Source organism: Mycobacterium sp. (assembly GCF_032159775.1).
GTDB lineage: Bacteria > Actinomycetota > Actinomycetes > Mycobacteriales > Mycobacteriaceae > Mycobacterium.
The window spans coordinates 1-16590 of the sequence record NZ_JAVHWK010000092.1 but is presented as its reverse complement, the minus strand read 5'-3'; the positions used below and the strand labels follow the sequence as shown (position 1 = coordinate 16590).

The 16590-nt window shown below is 66.8% G+C and carries 15 protein-coding genes; 10 read left to right on the top strand and 5 right to left on the bottom strand.

Annotated features, from left to right (window positions below; translation table 11 throughout):
* Positions 1–70: 70 nt before the first annotated feature.
* Together QOJ24_RS09950 and QOJ24_RS09945 are read left to right on the top strand one after the other, a co-directional pair.
* Positions 71–361: a helix-turn-helix transcriptional regulator gene (locus tag QOJ24_RS09950; protein ID WP_526260825.1), complete on the top strand. Its 291-nt coding sequence runs from the start codon at positions 71–73 to the stop codon at positions 359–361.
* Positions 354–941: a hypothetical protein gene (locus tag QOJ24_RS09945; RefSeq protein WP_526260824.1), complete on the top strand. Its 588-nt coding sequence runs from the start codon at positions 354–356 to the stop codon at positions 939–941. The genes QOJ24_RS09950 and QOJ24_RS09945 overlap by 8 nt, the downstream gene beginning before the upstream one ends.
* On the opposite strand, the gene pgi is transcribed toward QOJ24_RS09945, so the two are convergent.
* Positions 911–2578 (bottom strand): glucose-6-phosphate isomerase, encoded by a 1668-nt coding sequence (pgi, locus tag QOJ24_RS09940; RefSeq protein ID WP_526260823.1) that lies wholly within the window; start codon positions 2576–2578, stop codon positions 911–913. The two genes, QOJ24_RS09945 and pgi, sit on opposite strands and share 31 nt — an antisense overlap.
* Before the next feature lie 48 nt (positions 2579–2626).
* Here pgi and QOJ24_RS09935 point away from each other — a divergent pair, with 48 nt between their 5' ends.
* Both QOJ24_RS09935 and QOJ24_RS09930 read left to right on the top strand, forming a co-directional pair.
* Positions 2627–4075: an NAD-dependent succinate-semialdehyde dehydrogenase gene (locus tag QOJ24_RS09935; RefSeq protein ID WP_526260822.1), complete on the top strand. Its 1449-nt coding sequence runs from the start codon at positions 2627–2629 to the stop codon at positions 4073–4075.
* Positions 4076–4160: 85 nt separating this feature from the next.
* The gene (locus tag QOJ24_RS09930) at positions 4161–6215 is read left to right on the top strand and encodes an SGNH/GDSL hydrolase family protein (RefSeq protein ID WP_526260864.1); all 2055 of its coding nucleotides are present in this window, start codon (positions 4161–4163) and stop codon (positions 6213–6215) included.
* Position 6216: 1 nt separating this feature from the next.
* On the opposite strand, the gene QOJ24_RS09925 is transcribed toward QOJ24_RS09930, so the two are convergent.
* Entirely contained in the window at positions 6217–6516 is a 300-nt protein-coding gene (locus tag QOJ24_RS09925) for a chorismate mutase (RefSeq protein ID WP_526260821.1), read from the bottom strand.
* A gap of 201 nt (positions 6517–6717) precedes the next feature.
* Here QOJ24_RS09925 and pcrA point away from each other — a divergent pair, with 201 nt between their 5' ends.
* The gene (pcrA, locus tag QOJ24_RS09920) at positions 6718–9024 is read left to right on the top strand and encodes a DNA helicase PcrA (RefSeq protein ID WP_526260820.1); all 2307 of its coding nucleotides are present in this window, start codon (positions 6718–6720) and stop codon (positions 9022–9024) included.
* 127 nt (positions 9025–9151) lie between these two features.
* On the opposite strand, the gene QOJ24_RS09915 is transcribed toward pcrA, so the two are convergent.
* Positions 9152–9679: a hypothetical protein gene (locus QOJ24_RS09915; RefSeq protein ID WP_526260819.1), complete on the bottom strand. Its 528-nt coding sequence runs from the start codon at positions 9677–9679 to the stop codon at positions 9152–9154.
* Positions 9680–9741: 62 nt separating this feature from the next.
* The gene (locus QOJ24_RS09910; RefSeq protein WP_526260818.1) at positions 9742–10839 is read right to left on the bottom strand and encodes a M23 family metallopeptidase; all 1098 of its coding nucleotides are present in this window, start codon (positions 10837–10839) and stop codon (positions 9742–9744) included.
* A 257-nt stretch (positions 10840–11096) separates the two neighbouring features.
* Between QOJ24_RS09910 and sucC the strand changes: the two genes are divergently transcribed.
* The 5 genes from sucC (at position 11097) to QOJ24_RS09885 (ending at position 16145) form a co-directional block, all read left to right on the top strand.
* Positions 11097–12260: an ADP-forming succinate--CoA ligase subunit beta gene (gene sucC / locus QOJ24_RS09905; RefSeq protein ID WP_526260817.1), complete on the top strand. Its 1164-nt coding sequence runs from the start codon at positions 11097–11099 to the stop codon at positions 12258–12260.
* Between the two features lie 12 nt (positions 12261–12272).
* Entirely contained in the window at positions 12273–13175 is a 903-nt protein-coding gene (sucD, locus tag QOJ24_RS09900) for a succinate--CoA ligase subunit alpha (protein ID WP_526260816.1), read from the top strand.
* 109 nt (positions 13176–13284) lie between these two features.
* Positions 13285–14811: an acetyl-CoA acetyltransferase gene (locus tag QOJ24_RS09895; RefSeq protein WP_526260815.1), complete on the top strand. Its 1527-nt coding sequence runs from the start codon at positions 13285–13287 to the stop codon at positions 14809–14811.
* 334 nt (positions 14812–15145) lie between these two features.
* Entirely contained in the window at positions 15146–15580 is a 435-nt protein-coding gene (locus tag QOJ24_RS09890) for an SRPBCC family protein (RefSeq protein WP_526260814.1), read from the top strand.
* Entirely contained in the window at positions 15564–16145 is a 582-nt protein-coding gene (locus QOJ24_RS09885) for a TetR family transcriptional regulator (RefSeq protein ID WP_526260813.1), read from the top strand. The genes QOJ24_RS09890 and QOJ24_RS09885 overlap by 17 nt, the downstream gene beginning before the upstream one ends.
* On the opposite strand, the gene QOJ24_RS09880 is transcribed toward QOJ24_RS09885, so the two are convergent.
* Positions 16103–16590, bottom strand: a 488-nt coding sequence (locus QOJ24_RS09880) for an LLM class flavin-dependent oxidoreductase (protein ID WP_526260812.1), incomplete at its 5' end; no start/stop codon positions are given. The two genes, QOJ24_RS09885 and QOJ24_RS09880, sit on opposite strands and share 43 nt — an antisense overlap.

Genomic DNA, 16590 nt, shown 5'->3' with positions numbered 1-16590 from the left:
GCGCCTCGCGTTGTTTCCTGGTCTGCCGGTTTACTTGACAGATCGTTGGGTTTTCCAAATAATATGTTGTATGAGTCCGGTCAGACGGGAAGGTCTTCCGATTCACAACCGCATCGGCGTGTTGCGCGCCGAGCGGCGCATGAGTCGGGCCGACCTCGCCGCGTCGATCAACGTCAACCCGCAGACGGTTGGGGCACTGGAGCGAGGCGATCACTACCCGAGCCTGGATCTGGCGTTCCGGATCTGCGAGGTCTTCGGACTACCCGTCGAGGCAGTGTTCTCGCGCAGTGCATTCGAGCCGCTGTCCACCGAGCTCTATCGAAACAAGGCTCGAACGCAAGGAAGTGATGACGATGGCTGAGGCGACACACCCCGAAACGCTGCTCGATCGCTATCAGGACTACCGCACCCGGCGGTTCCTCAAACACGAACGCAAGCATGTCAATTCGCTGCCGAGATGGCGCAACCAGCGTCGCAGGCGCATGTTGGTCGTCGGCCTCAGCGTGACGTTCGCGTTCATGTTCGCCGTGTCCATCCTGTGCGCCTTCAGCTTGTGGTGGGCGCCGCTGCTGTGGCTGCCCGCATGCGCGGCGTTCTTCCCGATGTGGATAGCGCTGCAGGTTGTGTCGGGGCGGCGCGGCGATGCGCCGGAGGCTGCGCTGGACGAGTACGAGGTCCAACAGCGCAACAGCGCCCGCTCGATTGGGCTGACCATTACGCAGTACCTGATGCTGGTTCCGATCTTCTACCTGATCGTCGGATCCGCCATCACCGGTGGCGCCGACACCGACATGGCCTACGCCGGCGGCCTGATGGCGACCGCGGTGCTGGTGATCGGTGGCTGCGCGCCCACCATGATCCTCGGCTGGACCAATCGCGATCCCGATCCAGAGGACGCGCCCGCGGCGGCTCAGGCCGATCTGCCGCGCTCGGCTCGGTAGTGCCGCACCAGGGCGTCGGTTGAGCTGTCCGACTGCTTCGGCGGCGATGCGTCGCCGGTCAGCACCGGCAGCAGCGCCTTGGCCTGGGTCTTGCCCAGCTCGACACCCCACTGGTCGAACGAGTCGATACCCCAGATGACGCCCTCGGTGAACACCTGGTGTTCGTAGAGCGCGATCAGCTGGCCGATGATCGACGGCGTCAGCTGGGTGCCGAGGATCGATGTCGACGGTCGATTGCCCGGCATCACCTTGTGCGGCACCACCTCTGGAGGAGTGCCCTCCCCGGCGATCTCCTCGGCGGTCTTGCCGAACGCCAGCACCTGCGTCTGCGCGAAGAAGTTGCTCATCAGCAGGTCGTGCATGCTGCCGGTGCCGTCGGCGGTGGGCAAGTCGTCGGTCGGCTGGCTGAACCCGATGAAGTCGGCGGGAATCAGCCGGGTGCCCTGATGCAGCAGTTGGTAGAACGCGTGCTGCCCGTTGGTACCCGGCTCGCCCCAGAAGATCTCGCCGGTGTCGGTGGTGACAGGCGACCCGTCGGCGCGCACCGACTTGCCGTTGGACTCCATCGTCAGCTGCTGAAGGTAGGCGGCGAAGCGGGACATGTCGTTCGAGTAGGGCAGGACCGCGCGCGACTGGGCGCCGAAGAAGTTGTTGTACCAGAGGCCGATAAGGCCAAGCAGCGCAGGCGCATTCGCCTCCAGCGGTGCGGTCGAGAAGTGTTCGTCGACGATGTGGAAGCCTGCGAGGAACTCGGCGAACCGCTCCTTGCCGATGGCCGCCATCACCGACAGCCCGATCGCCGAGTCCACCGAGTAGCGGCCGCCGACCCAGTCCCAGAAGCCGAACATGTTGTCGGTGTTGATGCCGAAGTCGTCGACGAGCTTTTTGTTCGTCGACACCGCGACGAAGTGCTTGGACACCGCGGCGTCGCCGAGCGAATCGGTCAGCCACCGCCGCGCCGCCGTCGCATTGGTCAGCGTCTCGAGTGTCGAGAACGTCTTGGACGCGACGACGAACAGCGTTGTCGCAGGCTCGAGTCCGTCGAGCTTCGCCACCAGGTCGGCCGGGTCGACGTTCGACACGAACCGGCACGAGATGCCCGCGTCGGCGTAGTGCCGCAGGGCGTTGTAGACCATCACCGGGCCGAGGTCGGAACCGCCGATGCCGATGTTGACGACGGTGGTGATGCGCTCGCCCGTCGCGCCTGTCCACTCGCCGCTGCGCAGCCGGTCGGTGAACTCGCCCATCCGGTCGAGCACCTCGTGTACGTCGGACACGACGTCCTGGCCGTCGACGCTCAGCTGGGCGCCGCGCGGCTGCCTCAGCGCTGTATGCAGCACGGCGCGGTCCTCGGAGGTGTTGATGTGTGTACCGGAATACATGGCGTCGCGGCGCTGTTCCAGATGTGCGGCTCGCGCCAGATCGATGAGCAGCTTCAGCGTTTCCCGGGTGATCCGGTGCTTGCTGTAGTCGATGTAAAGGTCGCCGACCGTCAGCGTCAGCTCGGTACCCCGGGCCGGATCGTCGTCGAAGAGTTCGCGGATGTGTTTGTCGCGAATCTGATCATGATGTCGCGCCAGGGCCTGCCATGCTGGGGTGGCCGAGATGTCCGGGATGTGCTGCTCTTCGGCGGTCATACTTCCGACCCTAGTGCGGCTATTTGACCAAAGGTGTAAGAGGGAGTCATGGATACGAACGCTCTGCTGAAGTCAGTTCCCACCGGCCTCTGGATCGGCGGTGAGGAGCGTGAGGCGTCGTCGACGTTCGACGTGCTCGACCCCTCCGACGACTCTGTTTTGATCTCCGTCGGCAACGCCACCTCCGACGACGCGATCGCCGCGCTCGATGCCGCGGCCGCCGCGCAGGCCGAGTGGGCCGCCACCGCGCCTCGCAAACGGGGCGAGGTGCTACGCGCGGTGTTCGAGAAGATCACCGAGCGCGCCGAAGACCTCGCCACGCTGATGACCCTGGAGATGGGCAAGGTGTTGCGGGAGAGCATGGGCGAGGTCACCTACGGCGCGGAGTTCTTCCGCTGGTTCGCCGAGGAAGCCGTGCGCATCCACGGCCGGTACACCCCGAGCCCCGCAGGCAGCGGCCGCATCATCGTCACCAAGCAGCCAGTCGGGCCGTGCTACGCGATCACGCCGTGGAACTTCCCGCTGGCGATGGGCACCCGCAAGATCGGCCCAGCGGTCGCGGCAGGCTGCACGATGATCGTCAAGCCGGCGCAGGAGACGCCGCTGACGATGCTGATGCTGGCCAAGCTGATGGACGAGGCGGGCCTGCCCAAGGGCGTGCTGTCGGTGCTGCCGACCAACAACCCTCGCGAGGTCACCACCGCGCTGATCGACGACGGCCGGCTTCGCAAGCTGACCTTCACCGGCTCCACCGGAGTGGGCAAGGCGTTGGTCAAGCAGGCGTCCGATGCGCTGTTGCGGACGTCGATGGAGCTGGGCGGCAACGCCCCGTTCGTGGTGTTCGACGACGCCGACGTCGACGCCGCCGTCGAGGGCGCGGTCCTGGCCAAGATGCGCAACGGCGGGGAGGCCTGCACGGCGGCCAACCGCTTCCACGTTGCGAACTCGGTGCGCGAGGAGTTCACCGAGAAGCTGGTCAAGCGGATGAGTGAATTCCAGCTGGGTAAGGGCATCGACGACTCGTCGACGCTGGGCCCGCTGATCAACGCCAAGCAGGTGGCCACCGTCGCCGACCTGGTGTCCGACGCGGTGTCGAAGGGCGCCTCGGTGGCCGTCGGCGGCGTCGCTCCCGGCGGCCCTGGCCATTTCTACCCGGCCACCGTGCTCGCTGACGTGCCCGCGGACGCCCGCATCCTCAAGGAGGAGGTGTTCGGGCCCGTCGCGCCGATCACCGGCTTCGACACCGAGGAGGAGGGGGTGGCGGCCGCCAACGACACCGAATATGGTCTTGCCGCCTACATCTACACCCGCGACCTGGACAGGGCGCTGCGGGTGGCCGAGGGCGTCGAGTCCGGCATGGTCGGCGTCAACCGCGGGGTGATCTCCGACGCCGCTGCGCCGTTCGGCGGCGTCAAGGAGTCCGGCTTCGGCAGGGAAGGCGGCTTCGAGGGCATCGAGGAGTACCTCGACACGAAGTACATCGCCCTGACCAAGTAACTCGCTTGCCTCTTTGGCGAGTACACGCAAAAGGTCCCCGGCGCTCGGCGTGTCGGGGACTTTTGCGTCTGGTCGCGCGGGAAAGATTCCATCGGTGAGTGGCCACCGGTGGGTCGCGCCGCCCGAGCGCGCCGTCGATCGGGGCGCCCCGAGGGCGTCTCCTCGGCCTCGGCGTGGCACCGGCGGTTCGGCGGGCATCCCGGCGCTGGACGGAATCCGCGCTTTGGCGGTCGCGCTGGTGCTCGCCGATCACGGTGGAATCCCAGGTGTCGCAGGCGGATTCATCGGCGTCGACGTGTTCTTCGTGCTGAGCGGATTCCTGATCACCTCGCTGCTACTCGAGGAGCTGGGCCGAACCGGCGGGATAGACCTGCCCGGGTTCTGGGTGCGCCGGGCCAGGCGGCTGCTGCCGGCGCTGATCGTCGTGGTGATGGCGGTCGTCGTGCTGCGCGAGCTATTCCCGTCCGAGGCGGTGGCCGCCGTGCGCGACGACGCCGTCGCCGCCTTCTTCTGGGTGGCCAACTGGGTCTTCGTGTTCCGCCGCACCGACTACTTCACCCAGGGCGACCCGCCGTCGCCGCTGCAGCACACCTGGTCGCTGGCGGTCGAGGAGCAGTACTACGCGCTGTGGCCGCTGGTGCTGGTGGCCGTGGCCGTCGTGCTCGCGTTGCTCACCAGGCACCGCGACAGCAGGCCGACGCTGCGCACCGTCCGGATGGTCGTCGTCGGCGTCGCCGTCGCGGGGGCGGCGGCATCGGCGGTCGCGGCGTGCCTGATGGTCTCCGAGAACTCGCTCAACCGCGTCTACTTCGGCACCGACACCCGTGTGCAGGCGCTGCTCGTCGGCGCCGCGGCCGCCGCGCTGTTGGTGCGGGACTGGTCGGCGCTGGCGCGCTACGGCAGGCAGATCCGGTCGCGGTGGGGCCGCTGGGTCGCGCAGATACTTCCCGTCATCGGGCTGACGATGCTCGGCGTCGTCGCGCACTTCGCGACGGGCAGTGCCCCGGAATTCCGGCGTGGACTGCTGACCGTGGTGGCCGTGGCCGCGGTCTTCATCGTCGCGCCGGTAGCGCTGGAGCAGCGCGGGCTCGTCGCGCGGGCGCTCGCGCTTCCGCCGCTGGTCTGGCTCGGCATGATCTCCTACGGCGTCTACCTGTGGCACTGGCCTGTCTTCCTCGCGCTGAACGGCGAGCGCACCGGCCTGACGGGCATGGCGCTGTTCGCGATCCGGGCGCTCGCGACGGTGACGCTGTCTGCGATGTCGTGGTGGCTGATCGAGCAGCCGATCAAGCGCTGGCGCCCCGCGCACGTTCCGCAGCTGCGGCTCGCGGCGGCGACGCTGGCGACGGCGGCGGTCGCGACGATGGTCGTGGTGCCCGTCGGCATCAAGGCGCCCGGCGAAAGCCGTCAGGGCCCCGACGTGCTTGCCGCCGCCGTCCAGCCGGAAGTGCCTGTCGAGATCGGCGGAACCGCCCGGCTGGCGCCAGGTACCCGCACTGTCGCCGTCTTCGGGGACTCGATGGCATGGACGATGATGCGCTATCTGCCGCCGACGCCGGGCTTCAAGTTCATCGACTACACCACCATCGGCTGCGGCATCGCCCGCGGCGGACCGTACCGGTCAACCGGCGAGACGCTCACCCAGAAGCCCGAATGCGAGACGTGGCCTGCTCGCTGGGCACAGCGGATCGGCCACGCCAAGCCCGACGTCGTGCTGTTGATCATCGGCCGCTGGGAGACCGTCGACCGCGTCAACGAAGGGCACTGGACGCACGTCGGCGATACCGGCTTCGACGGGTACATCGCGGGCGAACTGCGCCGCGCGCTCGACATCCTGGGCTCCACCGGCGCTCACGTCGTCGTGGCGACCACGCCGTACAACCGGCGCGGCGAACAGCCGGACGGGTCGCTGTACCCGGAGGACGAGCCGGACCGCGTCGACGAATGGAACGACCTGCTGCGCCGCGTCGTCGGGCAGCGCAAGTACGCGTCCGTCCTCGACCTCAACGAGAAGCTCTGTCCCAACGGCGTTTACACAAACAAGATCGACGGCATCAAGATGCGTATGGACGGGCTGCACCCGACGCCGGAAGCGGTGAACTGGCTGACGCCGTGGCTCGAGGACGCGCTCCGCAAATAGCTCAGTGGCCGAGGCGGCCGCGGCCGAGGCGCAGCAGCAGCATCGCGAGATCCTTGCCCTCGGGCCCGAGCTCGCTGTAGCGCTCGATGACCTTCATCTCGCGGCTGTGCACCAGCCGGGTGCCGCCGGACGCCATCCTGGCCTTGCCGATGATCTGTGACACCTCGGTGCGGCGCTTGACCGCAGCGAGGATCTCGGCGTCGAGGCGGTCGATCTCCAGGCGCAGATCGTCGATTTCGGCCACGGGTTCCGTTTCGATAGTCATGTCGGGCTCCTCATTGTGTGGGGGTCGCGGTTGCATCCGATTCCGGGCCTCACACAAGAAACGAGCCCCGGGTCTGGAAAGCGGACCGCGGGGCTCTGGATAGCAGCTAGACCACGGGCACCGCTTGCCGGTACCCGTAGAAAAATCGACGCTGCTGGATGAGCACGAAATTAGTGTGCCATCTCGGCCGCCGCCCGCGCAAAGAATGTCCCATGTCGGCGGTAAGTTAGGAAAGACATGAGTGTGCACGTGACCGATTCCCCGGCTGACCAGCTTCTCGACGGACTCAACCCGCAGCAGCGCCAAGCGGTGCTGCACGAGGGCACGCCGCTGCTCATCGTCGCGGGCGCGGGATCGGGCAAGACCGCCGTGCTCACCCGCCGGATCGCCTATCTGCTGGCCGCCCGCGACGTCGGAGTCGGCCAGGTGCTGGCCATCACGTTCACCAACAAGGCGGCCGCCGAGATGCGTGAACGGGTCGTGTCGCTGGTCGGCCCGCGGGCCAGGTCGATGTGGGTGTCGACGTTCCACTCCACCTGCGTGCGCATCCTCCGCAATCAGGCATCGCTGCTGCCGGGGCTGAACTCGAACTTCTCCATCTATGACGCCGACGACTCCCGCCGCCTGCTGCTGATGATCGGCAAGGACATGGGGCTGGACACCAAGCGGTACTCGCCGCGGCTGCTGGCCAACGGGATCTCGAACCTCAAGAACGAGTTGATCGGCCCCGAGCAGGCCGCAGCCGAGGCGTCGGAGGCCGAAGAGGAGCTCGCCCGCATCATCGCCGAGGTCTTCGGCGAGTACCAGCGCCGGCTGCGCGCTGCCAACGCGCTGGACTTCGATGACCTCATCGGCGAGACAGTCGCTGTGCTGCAGGCCTTTCCGCAGATCGCCCAGTACTACCGGCGGCGCTTCCGGCACATCATGGTCGACGAGTATCAGGACACCAACCACGCGCAGTACGTGCTGGTGCGCGAACTCGTCGGTACCGAGACGACGGTCGACGGGATCACGCCCGCCGAACTGTGCGTAGTGGGTGACGCGGACCAGTCCATCTACGCGTTCCGCGGCGCGACCATCCGCAACATCGAGGACTTCGAACGGGACTACCCGAACGCGACGACCATTCTGCTGGAACAGAACTACCGCTCCACGCAGAACATTTTGAACGCAGCCAACTCCGTCATCGCGCGCAATACCGGCCGTCGCGAGAAGCGGCTGTGGACGGCCGAAGGCGACGGCGAACTCATCGTCGGCTACGTCGCCGACAACGAGCATGACGAGGCGCGGTTCGTCGCAGAGGAAATCGACTCGCTTGCCGACCGCGGCGACATCACCTACAACGACGTCGCGGTCTTCTACCGCACCAACAACTCGTCACGCGCGCTCGAAGAGGTATTCATCCGCGCCGGTATACCGTACAAAGTCGTTGGGGGCGTTCGCTTTTACGAGCGCCGGGAGATCCGCGACATTGTGGCCTACCTGAGGGTGCTTGACAATCCAGGCGACGCGGTCAGCATGCGGCGCATCCTGAACACTCCGCGGCGGGGTATCGGCGACCGGGCCGAGGCGTGCGTCGCGGTCTACGCCGAAAACACCGGCGCCAGCTTTAACGACGCGCTGCAGGCGGCCGCCGACGGCAAGGTGCCGATGCTGAACACGCGCGCCGAGAAGTGCATTGCCGGCTTCGTCGAGATGATGGACGAACTGCGCGGACGTCTGGACGGTGAGCTGGGCGAGCTGGTCGAAGCGGTGCTGGACCGCACCGGATATCGCACTGAGCTGGAGGCGTCAAGCGACCCGCAGGATCTGGCGCGGCTGGACAACCTCAACGAGTTGGTCAGCGTCGCACACGAATTCAGCACCGACCTGGCGAACGCCGAGGCGCTGGGGGCCGATCTGGACGACGAGGACGTGCCCGACACCGGTGTGCTCGCGCAGTTCCTCGAGCGGGTGTCGCTGGTCGCCGACGCCGACGAACTACCCGAGCACGGCGCGGGTGTGGTGACGATGATGACGCTGCACACCGCCAAGGGCCTGGAGTTTCCCGTCGTGTTCGTGACCGGCTGGGAGGACGGCATGTTCCCGCACATGCGGGCGCTCGGCGACCCCACCGAGCTCTCCGAGGAACGTCGACTTGCCTATGTCGGCATCACCCGTGCGCGACAACGGCTTTACGTGAGCCGGGCCAAGGTCCGCTCGTCATGGGGCCAGCCGATGCTCAACCCCGAGTCGCGGTTCCTGCGCGAGATTCCGCAGGAGCTCATCAACTGGCGGCGCGTCGACACAGCGCCGTCATTGTCGGCGCCTGTCAGCGGGGCCGGCAGGTTCGGCACGCCCAGGCCGTCGCCCACCCGTTCCGCGGCAGGCAAGCGCGCGCTGATCGTGCTCGAGGCGGGTGATCGCGTCACTCACGACAAGTACGGCCTCGGCCGCGTCGAGGAGGTCTCCGGGATGGGTGAATCCGCCATGTCGCTGATCGACTTCGGTAGTGCGGGCCGCGTCAAGCTCATGCACAACCACGCTCCGATATCGAAGCTTTAAGGCCTGGCCCACCGCGCGCGCATCCCTTACGTCTCAACGATTCACGTTTTGCAGACATCTACTCGCACTTCTCCTACAAAACGTCAATCGGTGTTACGGGCGTGGCCATTGCGATGCGAACTAGCGACTACGGCCTGGCCCACCGCGCGGTCGCGGGTAGCAGGGCGAGCGCGATCGTGATCAACGGGAGCGCGGGGATCGCGTACACCACAGCCGCCAGCTTCGCGCCCGCGATGAACAGGCTCGCGAAGATCATCAACCCGATCACCGAACCGACGACCACCAGCGTGCGGGCCATCCGGCGCCGAAGCAGAAGCGCGATCAACCCACTGATGAGGGCGCCTGCGGAAACCAGAGTCAGGAACCCGACTGCGACACAGAACAATCGGTCCGACGCCCACCAGCCGGTGATCAGGTCGGTGGCGATGACCGCCGTGGCCCAGCCGCTGACGATCGCGAAGACCGCCGTCGCGGCCGCCATCTTCGGGCGAGCGCCCCGTCGCCCGCGGATCGCCACCGGAGTGGCCCGCGGAAAGTAGGTGGTCGGCTGCTCCGGGTGGCTGCCGGAACCGATGTGGGTGGTATGTGGTTCGTCGAGGATGGGCAGTGACCCCGTCGGCGCACGCCTGATGATGCTGGTCTTGGGCGCAGACAAGCCATCAGACGGTGGAGCCGAATCTGTATCGGACTTCTCGGGAAGGCACGGGTCACTCACACTTACGGAGAGTACGTGCCGGGGCTGAGTCCCCGTTTGGCCAGCCAGCCGGCCGGGTCGATGCGGTCGGTGCCGTTTTGCAGCACCTCGAAGTGCAGGTGCGGCCCGGTGGAGTTGCCGCGGTTGCCGATCGTGGCGATCTGGTCGCCTGCCCAGACCCGCTGGCCGATGCTGACGGTCCACGTGTTGACGTGGCCGTACAGCGTGACGGTGCCGTCGGCATGCCGGAGCTTGACCCAGGCGCCGAAGCCGGCCGTCGGGCCCGCGTCGATCACCACACCGTCGGCGGCGGCGACGATCGGGGTGCCGATCGAGTTGGCGATGTCGATTCCGCCGTGCAGGGCGCCCCACCGGTAGCCGAAGCCAGACGTGTACACGCCCTTGGTCGGCATCACGAACAGCGGGCGCTGCAACCGGGCTTCGCGCTCGGCGCGCTCCTGGGCGAACGCGGCGGCCTTCGTGATCTCCTCGGCGTGCACCGTCGCGACGGTGGCCGCGGCGACGGTCACCACCTGCATGCCGTCGGTGGAACCGGAGACCGCACCGCCCGCGATGGCCGACTGGTCGGCGGCGAGCACGGTGTCGTTGGTCGGGGTCTCGGAGTTGTTCATCACCGAATGCGCGGCGGCGGCGGTGGCGCCCGCGGCCATCGCGGCAATCATCAGCCTGCCCTTGACCGCGCTGGCGGTCTCCTTGCGGTGTTGGGCGGCACGACGGGCGGTCATGTCGATGATGTCGGTGGCCGCGACGCCGCCGCTGACGTCGGTCTTGCTGTCGCGGTACGCGTGAGACGCATTTCGCGCACTGCGCGAGGTGCTCGACCGGCGTTCGTCTCGTGCGTCCGACCGGAACTGGGACGGCACGACGAGGCGCATCGGGATCAGGTCGTCGGTGTCGGCCATGTCGTCGAGCTCGGGCGCATGGATGACCTGGCGTTCGCGATCGAACGCGGACGTGTGATGGAACTCGAGGTCAGACAGCTTGCCGAACTCATTGAAAGGAATGATGTCGGTGATTTCAGTGGCTTCGGGATCGATCCATCTGTGGCGAGCGTTCGGCGCGACTCCGGTAGGAGATTTGAACGAACGATGGCCCGCCAAGCTGAAATATCCTTCTAGTCGTGACCGGAACGTTATCTAGACCGGTAGACGTTAACCAAAGCCCAATGCTCTCGGCAAGCCGAGAGAGTATTCCAACCGGGATTGTGACTTGTATCACCCTCGGGGCCCGGTGAGATCTGCCACATGACCGGTAGGCGGTGCCGACGGGCTCGACTCGTGTCGATAAAGTTCCCCCGAACCCGTCGGGTGCGTACAGAAGTCAAACAGACAGCGTTTTCTCAACAGACAGCGAGCTGATGGATCTTTTCGAGTATCAGGCGAAGGAGCTGTTCGCCAAGCACAACGTGCCCACCACTCCAGGACGGGTGACGACCACCGCCGAAGAGGCGAAGGCGATAGCCGAGGAGATCGGCAAGCCGGTGATGGTGAAGGCACAGGTCAAGGTCGGCGGCCGCGGCAAGGCTGGTGGCGTGAAGTACGCCGCCACCGCCGACGACGCGTTCACGCATGCGCAGAACATCCTCGGTCTGGACATCAAGGGCCACGTCGTGAAGAAGCTGCTGGTCGCCGAGGCCAGCGACATCGCAGAGGAGTACTACATCTCCTTCCTTCTCGACCGTGCCAACCGCACCTATCTGGCCATGTGCTCGGTCGAGGGCGGGATGGAGATCGAAGAGGTCGCCGCGACCAAGCCCGACCGGCTGGCCAAGGTGCCCGTCGATGCGACGAAGGGTGTCGACGAGGCGTTCGCTCGTGAGATCGCGGAGAAGGGCCACCTGCCCGCCGAGGTGCTCGACGCCGCCGCGGTGACCATCGCCAAGCTGTGGGAGGTGTTCGTCGCCGAAGACGCCACGCTGGTCGAGGTCAACCCGCTGGTGCGCACGCCCGACGACCGGATCCTCGCGCTGGACGGCAAGGTCACGCTCGACGCCAACGCCGACTTCCGGCACCCCGAGCACGCAGAGTTCGAGGACCGCGACGCCACAGATCCGTTGGAGCTCAAGGCCAAAGAGCACGACCTCAACTACGTCAAGCTGGACGGCGAGGTCGGCATCATCGGCAACGGCGCGGGCCTGGTCATGTCGACGCTCGACGTCACCGCGTACGCGGGGGAGAAGCACGGCGGAGTGAAGCCGGCCAACTTCCTCGACATCGGTGGCGGCGCGTCTGCGGAGGTGATGGCGGCGGGCCTCGACGTGATCCTGCACGACCCGCAGGTCAAGAGCGTGTTCGTGAACGTGTTCGGTGGCATCACCGCCTGCGACGCGGTGGCCAACGGCATCGTCAACGCGCTGAAGATCCTCGGCGACGAGGCGAACAAGCCGCTGGTGGTCCGGCTCGACGGCAACAACGTCGACGAGGGCCGCCGCATCCTGGCCGAAGCCAATCATCCACTCGTCACCGAGGTGGGCACGATGGACGAAGCCGCCGACAAAGCCGCCGAGCTGGCGAGCAAGTAAGGGAGTCAAGACATGTCGATCTTCCTGAACAAGAACTCCAAGGTCATCGTCCAGGGCATCACCGGCGGCGAGGGCACCAAGCACACCGCGCTGATGCTCAAGGCGGGCACGCAGTTGGTCGGCGGCGTCAACGCCCGCAAAGCCGGAACGACGGTGTCGCACAAGGACAAAGACGGCAACGACGTCGAGCTGCCGGTGTTCGGCACCGTCGCAGAGTCGATCAAGGAAACCGGGGCCGACGTGTCTGTCGTCTTCGTGCCGCCGAAGTTCGCCAAGGACGCGATCATCGAGGCCATCGACGCCGAGATCCCGCTGCTGGTGGTCATCACCGAGGGAATCCCCGTGCAGGACAGCGCATATGCGTGGGCCTACAACGTGGAAAAGGGTCAGAAGACCCGGATCATCGGCCCCAACTGCCCCGGCATCATCACCCCCGGCGAGGCGCTGGCGGGCATCACGCCTGCCAACATCACCGACTCGGGTCCGGTCGGCCTCGTCTCGAAGTCGGGCACGCTCACCTACCAGATGATGTTCGAGTTGCGGGACTTCGGCTTCTCGACAGCCATCGGCATCGGCGGCGACCCGGTCATCGGGACCACCCACATCGACGCCATCGAGGCGTTCGAGAAGGATCCCGAGACCAAGGTCATCGTGATGATCGGTGAGATCGGCGGCGACGCCGAGGAGCGTGCGGCCGACTACATCAAGGCCAACGTCTCCAAGCCCGTCGTCGGCTACGTCGCGGGATTCACTGCGCCCGAAGGCAAGACCATGGGCCACGCGGGAGCAATCGTGTCGGGCTCCTCAGGCACCGCCGCCGCCAAGAAGGAAGCCCTCGAGGCGGCAGGCGTCAAGGTCGGCAAGACGCCGTCGGAGACCGCTCAGCTGGCCCGCGACATCCTGCAGACCCTCTAGCCCGCGAACAGACGCAAAAGGCCCCGCACTCTCGGCGTGTCGGGGCCTTTTGCGTCTGCTCGGCCAATTTGGTTAGTCTCTCGAAGTAACACTTGGTAGGAGGTCTGTAATGGTCGACCCGCGCACCCCAGTCCTCGTCGGCGTCGGGCAGTTCACCGAGAACATCGATGACCCCGGCTACCGGGGCATGTCGGCGGTCGAGCTGGCTACCGAGGCGGCCAAGGCCGCGCTGACCGACGCCGGCACCAACGCAGACGACGTCGCCAAGGCCATCGACGCCGTGGTCGGCCTGCGGCAGTTCGAGATCTCCGGCCCGATGCCCGCGCGGCTGGGGAAGTCGAACAACTATCCGCGGTCGGTCATGCAGCGGCTCGGCGCGCAGCCGGCCCGCTCGGTGATCGAACCCGTCGGCGGCCAGGGCCCGCAGAAGCTCGTCACCGAGTTCGGCACCGCGATCGCCAACGGCGAAGCGGACGTCGTGATGCTGCTCGGCTCCGAGCCGGGGTCGACGGCCCGCTACTTCGCCAAGCGGGACGACAAGCCCGACTTCAGCGAGCACATCGACGGGCAGCTGGAGGACCGCGGCCACCAGATCGGTCAGTACATCACCGAATACACCGTCAAACACGGGCTGACCGGCGCGGCGGTTCAGTACGGACTGCTGGACAACGCGCGCCGCGGCCGGCTCGGCCTCAGCGTCGCCGACTACCGCACGCAGATGGCCGAGCTGTTCGCGCCGCTGTCGAGAATCGCTGCCAAGAACCCGTTTTCGTCGTCACCGGTGGAGCGCTCCGTCGAGGAGATCGTCACCGTCACCGACGACAACCGGATGATCTGCGACCCGTACCCGCGGCTGTTGGTCGCCCGCGACCAGGTGAACCAGGGCGCCGCGGCCGTGATGATGTCGGTGGAGGCCGCACGTCGACTCGGCGTGCCCGAGGAGAAGTGGGTGTATGTGCACGGCCACTCCGACATGGTCGAGCAGGACCTGCTGGAGCGCGCCGATCTCGGCGCCAGCCCCGCGACGGTGCAGGCCGCCGAGGAAGCGCTGCGCGTCGCACAGGTCGGCGTGGACGACATCGCCACCTTCGATCTCTACAGCTGCTTCCCGTTCCCGGTGTTCGTCGCGTGTGAAGCGCTTGGCATCAGTGGCGACGACCCGCGAGGGCTCACCCTGACAGGCGGGCTGCCCTACTTCGGCGGGCCTGGCAACAGCTATTCGCTGCACGCCATCGCCGAGACGGTGGCCGAAATGCGCGAGAAGCCGGGCGGATTCGGCCTTGTTGGCGCCAACGGCGGAACGATGAGCAAGTATTCGGTTGGCATCTACTCGACAACGCCGGTCGATTGGCGGACTGATCGCAGCAAGGCGCTCAACGACGAGATCGCCGCGCTGCCAACGGTCCCGGTAAGCGAAAGCGCTGACGGCCCCGCGACGGTCGAGACTTACTCTGTGCACTACGACTGGCCGGTGCGCACCGGGGTCATCGTCGGCAGGCTGGACGGCGATGGGTCCCGGATCATGGCTCTCACGGAAGACGAGGATCTCGTCGGCCTGATGTCCGACGGCGATCCGCTCGGTATTGCAATCGTCGTGACGTCAACCGAGCACGGCAACCGCGCGCGCCTGGGCTAGTCCCACGCAAGCAGTCGAAAGTCAATCGAGCGTCGCGGGGCCCGCGTCATCGTGACCGACGTCTGGCCACGCGTCCCTTGGACTCGAGACGGGTCCGGTTTGCACGCCTGTTGTGGCGCGCGTTTGCATGCGGATCGTCGAATACGCGGGCGATCAGCGGGCTGATGGAAGGCATGGGATTCCCTCTCGTAGGTGATGCACAAGCTCTGGTGTCCATGACTCTGGCGCCGGTCGCGTTACGGGGCACGCGTAGTCGACTACGCGAGTGTTTGCCGACGCACTACCTCAGGTCGCGGGCTTCACACCACGCGAGCATTCTTGTACCATCTGGTACATGATTACCGACTGTGCCATCGATATCGACGCCTCCGCGCCGCTGGTGTGGGACGTCTTCTCCGATGTGGAGCGCTGGCCCGACTGGACCGCCTCGGTGACCAGCCTGAAGGCGCTCGACGGGCCCGGCCTCGCGATCGGAAGGCGATTCGAGATCAAACAGCCGCGCCTGCCCAAGCTGGTGTGGGAGGTGACCGCGCTCGACGAGGGCAGGTCGTGGACGTGGGAGCAGCGCTCGCCGGGCGGCCGAACCGTCGCCGTTCACGAGGTGCAGTCAGCGGACGGCCGCACAAAGGTCCGGCAGCGACTCGACCAACGGGGTCCGGTCGGCTCGGTGGTCGCCAGGATGATGCGCGGTACGACGCAGCGTTACCTCGAACTCGAGGCGCAGGGGCTCAAGGCGCGCAGCGAGCAGTTGCGTGGCTCGACCTCCTGACGTCGAGCGACGCCGAGAGCTGCTCGACGCTCTCATCGACGCATTCGCTGACGGCGGCATCGGCGACCGGCCGCTGCGTGAGATCGCCGAAGCGGTCGGCACCAGCCACCGAATGCTGTTGCACCACTTCGGGTCACGAGGCGAGCTGCTGGTGACGATCGTCAACGAGATCGAGCGTCGGCAGATGTCGGTCCTGCCCGACGCAGGCACCGAGCCTGCCGATGCGATGGCGGCCATGTGGGCCGACGTCCGCAGGCCCGAGCTGCGGCCGTTCGAGCGGCTCTTCTTCGAGTGCTATGCCCGCGGCGCCCAGGGCGAGCAGCCGTACGCGCGGATGCTGCCCGGAGCGGTCGAGTCCTGGCTGGCCGAGGCGGCCGCGAAGACAGACGGAACCGCCGACCCTGCGTTCGTGCGACTCGGGCTTGCGGTCACGCGCGGCCTGTTGCTCGACTTGATCGCCACGGACGACGGCGACGGCGTCGACGCCGCGGCTATGGCGTTCGTCGAGCTGCTGCGCCTGGCTCAGACCAGCGCGGCCAGCTTGCCCGCGAGCCGCTCGACGTAGCCGGCGACTTCGTTCTCGGTCTTGTCGGGCAGGCCGAAGAGAACCTCGGTGACGCCGAGTTCCTGCCAGTGCGCGAGCTTCTCCGGGTCCGGCTTGAAGTCCAGCGCCACGATCTGCGGTGCGCCGTCGCGGCCCGCCGCTGCCCAGGTGTCCTGAAGCAGCTTCACCGGCTCGTCGATGTCGAAGTCGCGCGGCGTGGTGATCCAGCCATCGGCTGAGCGGGCGATCCACTTGAAATTCTTCTCGGTACCCGCAGCGCCGACCAGCACCGGAATATGGGACTGAACGGGTTTGGGCCATGCCCATGACGGCCCGAATTTGACGAACTCGCCGTCGTATTCGGCTTCCTCCTGGGTCCACAGCGCGCGCATCGCCTCGATGTACTCGCGCAGCATGGTGCGGCGCCGCCCGGGGGGCACTTTGTGGTCAGCGAGTTCGTCGGTGT

Excerpts from the sequence above, each read along its gene's own strand:
- QOJ24_RS09945 (WP_526260824.1), top strand. The coding sequence starts at position 354 with ATGGCTGAGGCGACACACCCCGAAACGCTGCTCGATCGCTATCAGGAC.
- sucD (WP_526260816.1), top strand. The coding sequence starts at position 12,273 with ATGTCGATCTTCCTGAACAAGAACTCCAAGGTCATCGTCCAGGGCATC.
- QOJ24_RS09935 (WP_526260822.1), top strand. The coding sequence starts at position 2,627 with ATGGATACGAACGCTCTGCTGAAGTCAGTTCCCACCGGCCTCTGGATC.
- pgi (WP_526260823.1), bottom strand. The coding sequence starts at position 2,578 with ATGACCGCCGAAGAGCAGCACATCCCGGACATCTCGGCCACCCCAGCA.
- QOJ24_RS09890 (WP_526260814.1), top strand. The coding sequence starts at position 15,146 with ATGATTACCGACTGTGCCATCGATATCGACGCCTCCGCGCCGCTGGTG.
- QOJ24_RS09895 (WP_526260815.1), top strand. The coding sequence starts at position 13,285 with ATGGTCGACCCGCGCACCCCAGTCCTCGTCGGCGTCGGGCAGTTCACC.
- QOJ24_RS09925 (WP_526260821.1), bottom strand. The coding sequence starts at position 6,516 with ATGCAACCGCGACCCCCACACAATGAGGAGCCCGACATGACTATCGAA.
- pcrA (WP_526260820.1), top strand. The coding sequence starts at position 6,718 with ATGAGTGTGCACGTGACCGATTCCCCGGCTGACCAGCTTCTCGACGGA.
- sucC (WP_526260817.1), top strand. The coding sequence starts at position 11,097 with ATGGATCTTTTCGAGTATCAGGCGAAGGAGCTGTTCGCCAAGCACAAC.
- QOJ24_RS09950 (WP_526260825.1), top strand. The coding sequence starts at position 71 with ATGAGTCCGGTCAGACGGGAAGGTCTTCCGATTCACAACCGCATCGGC.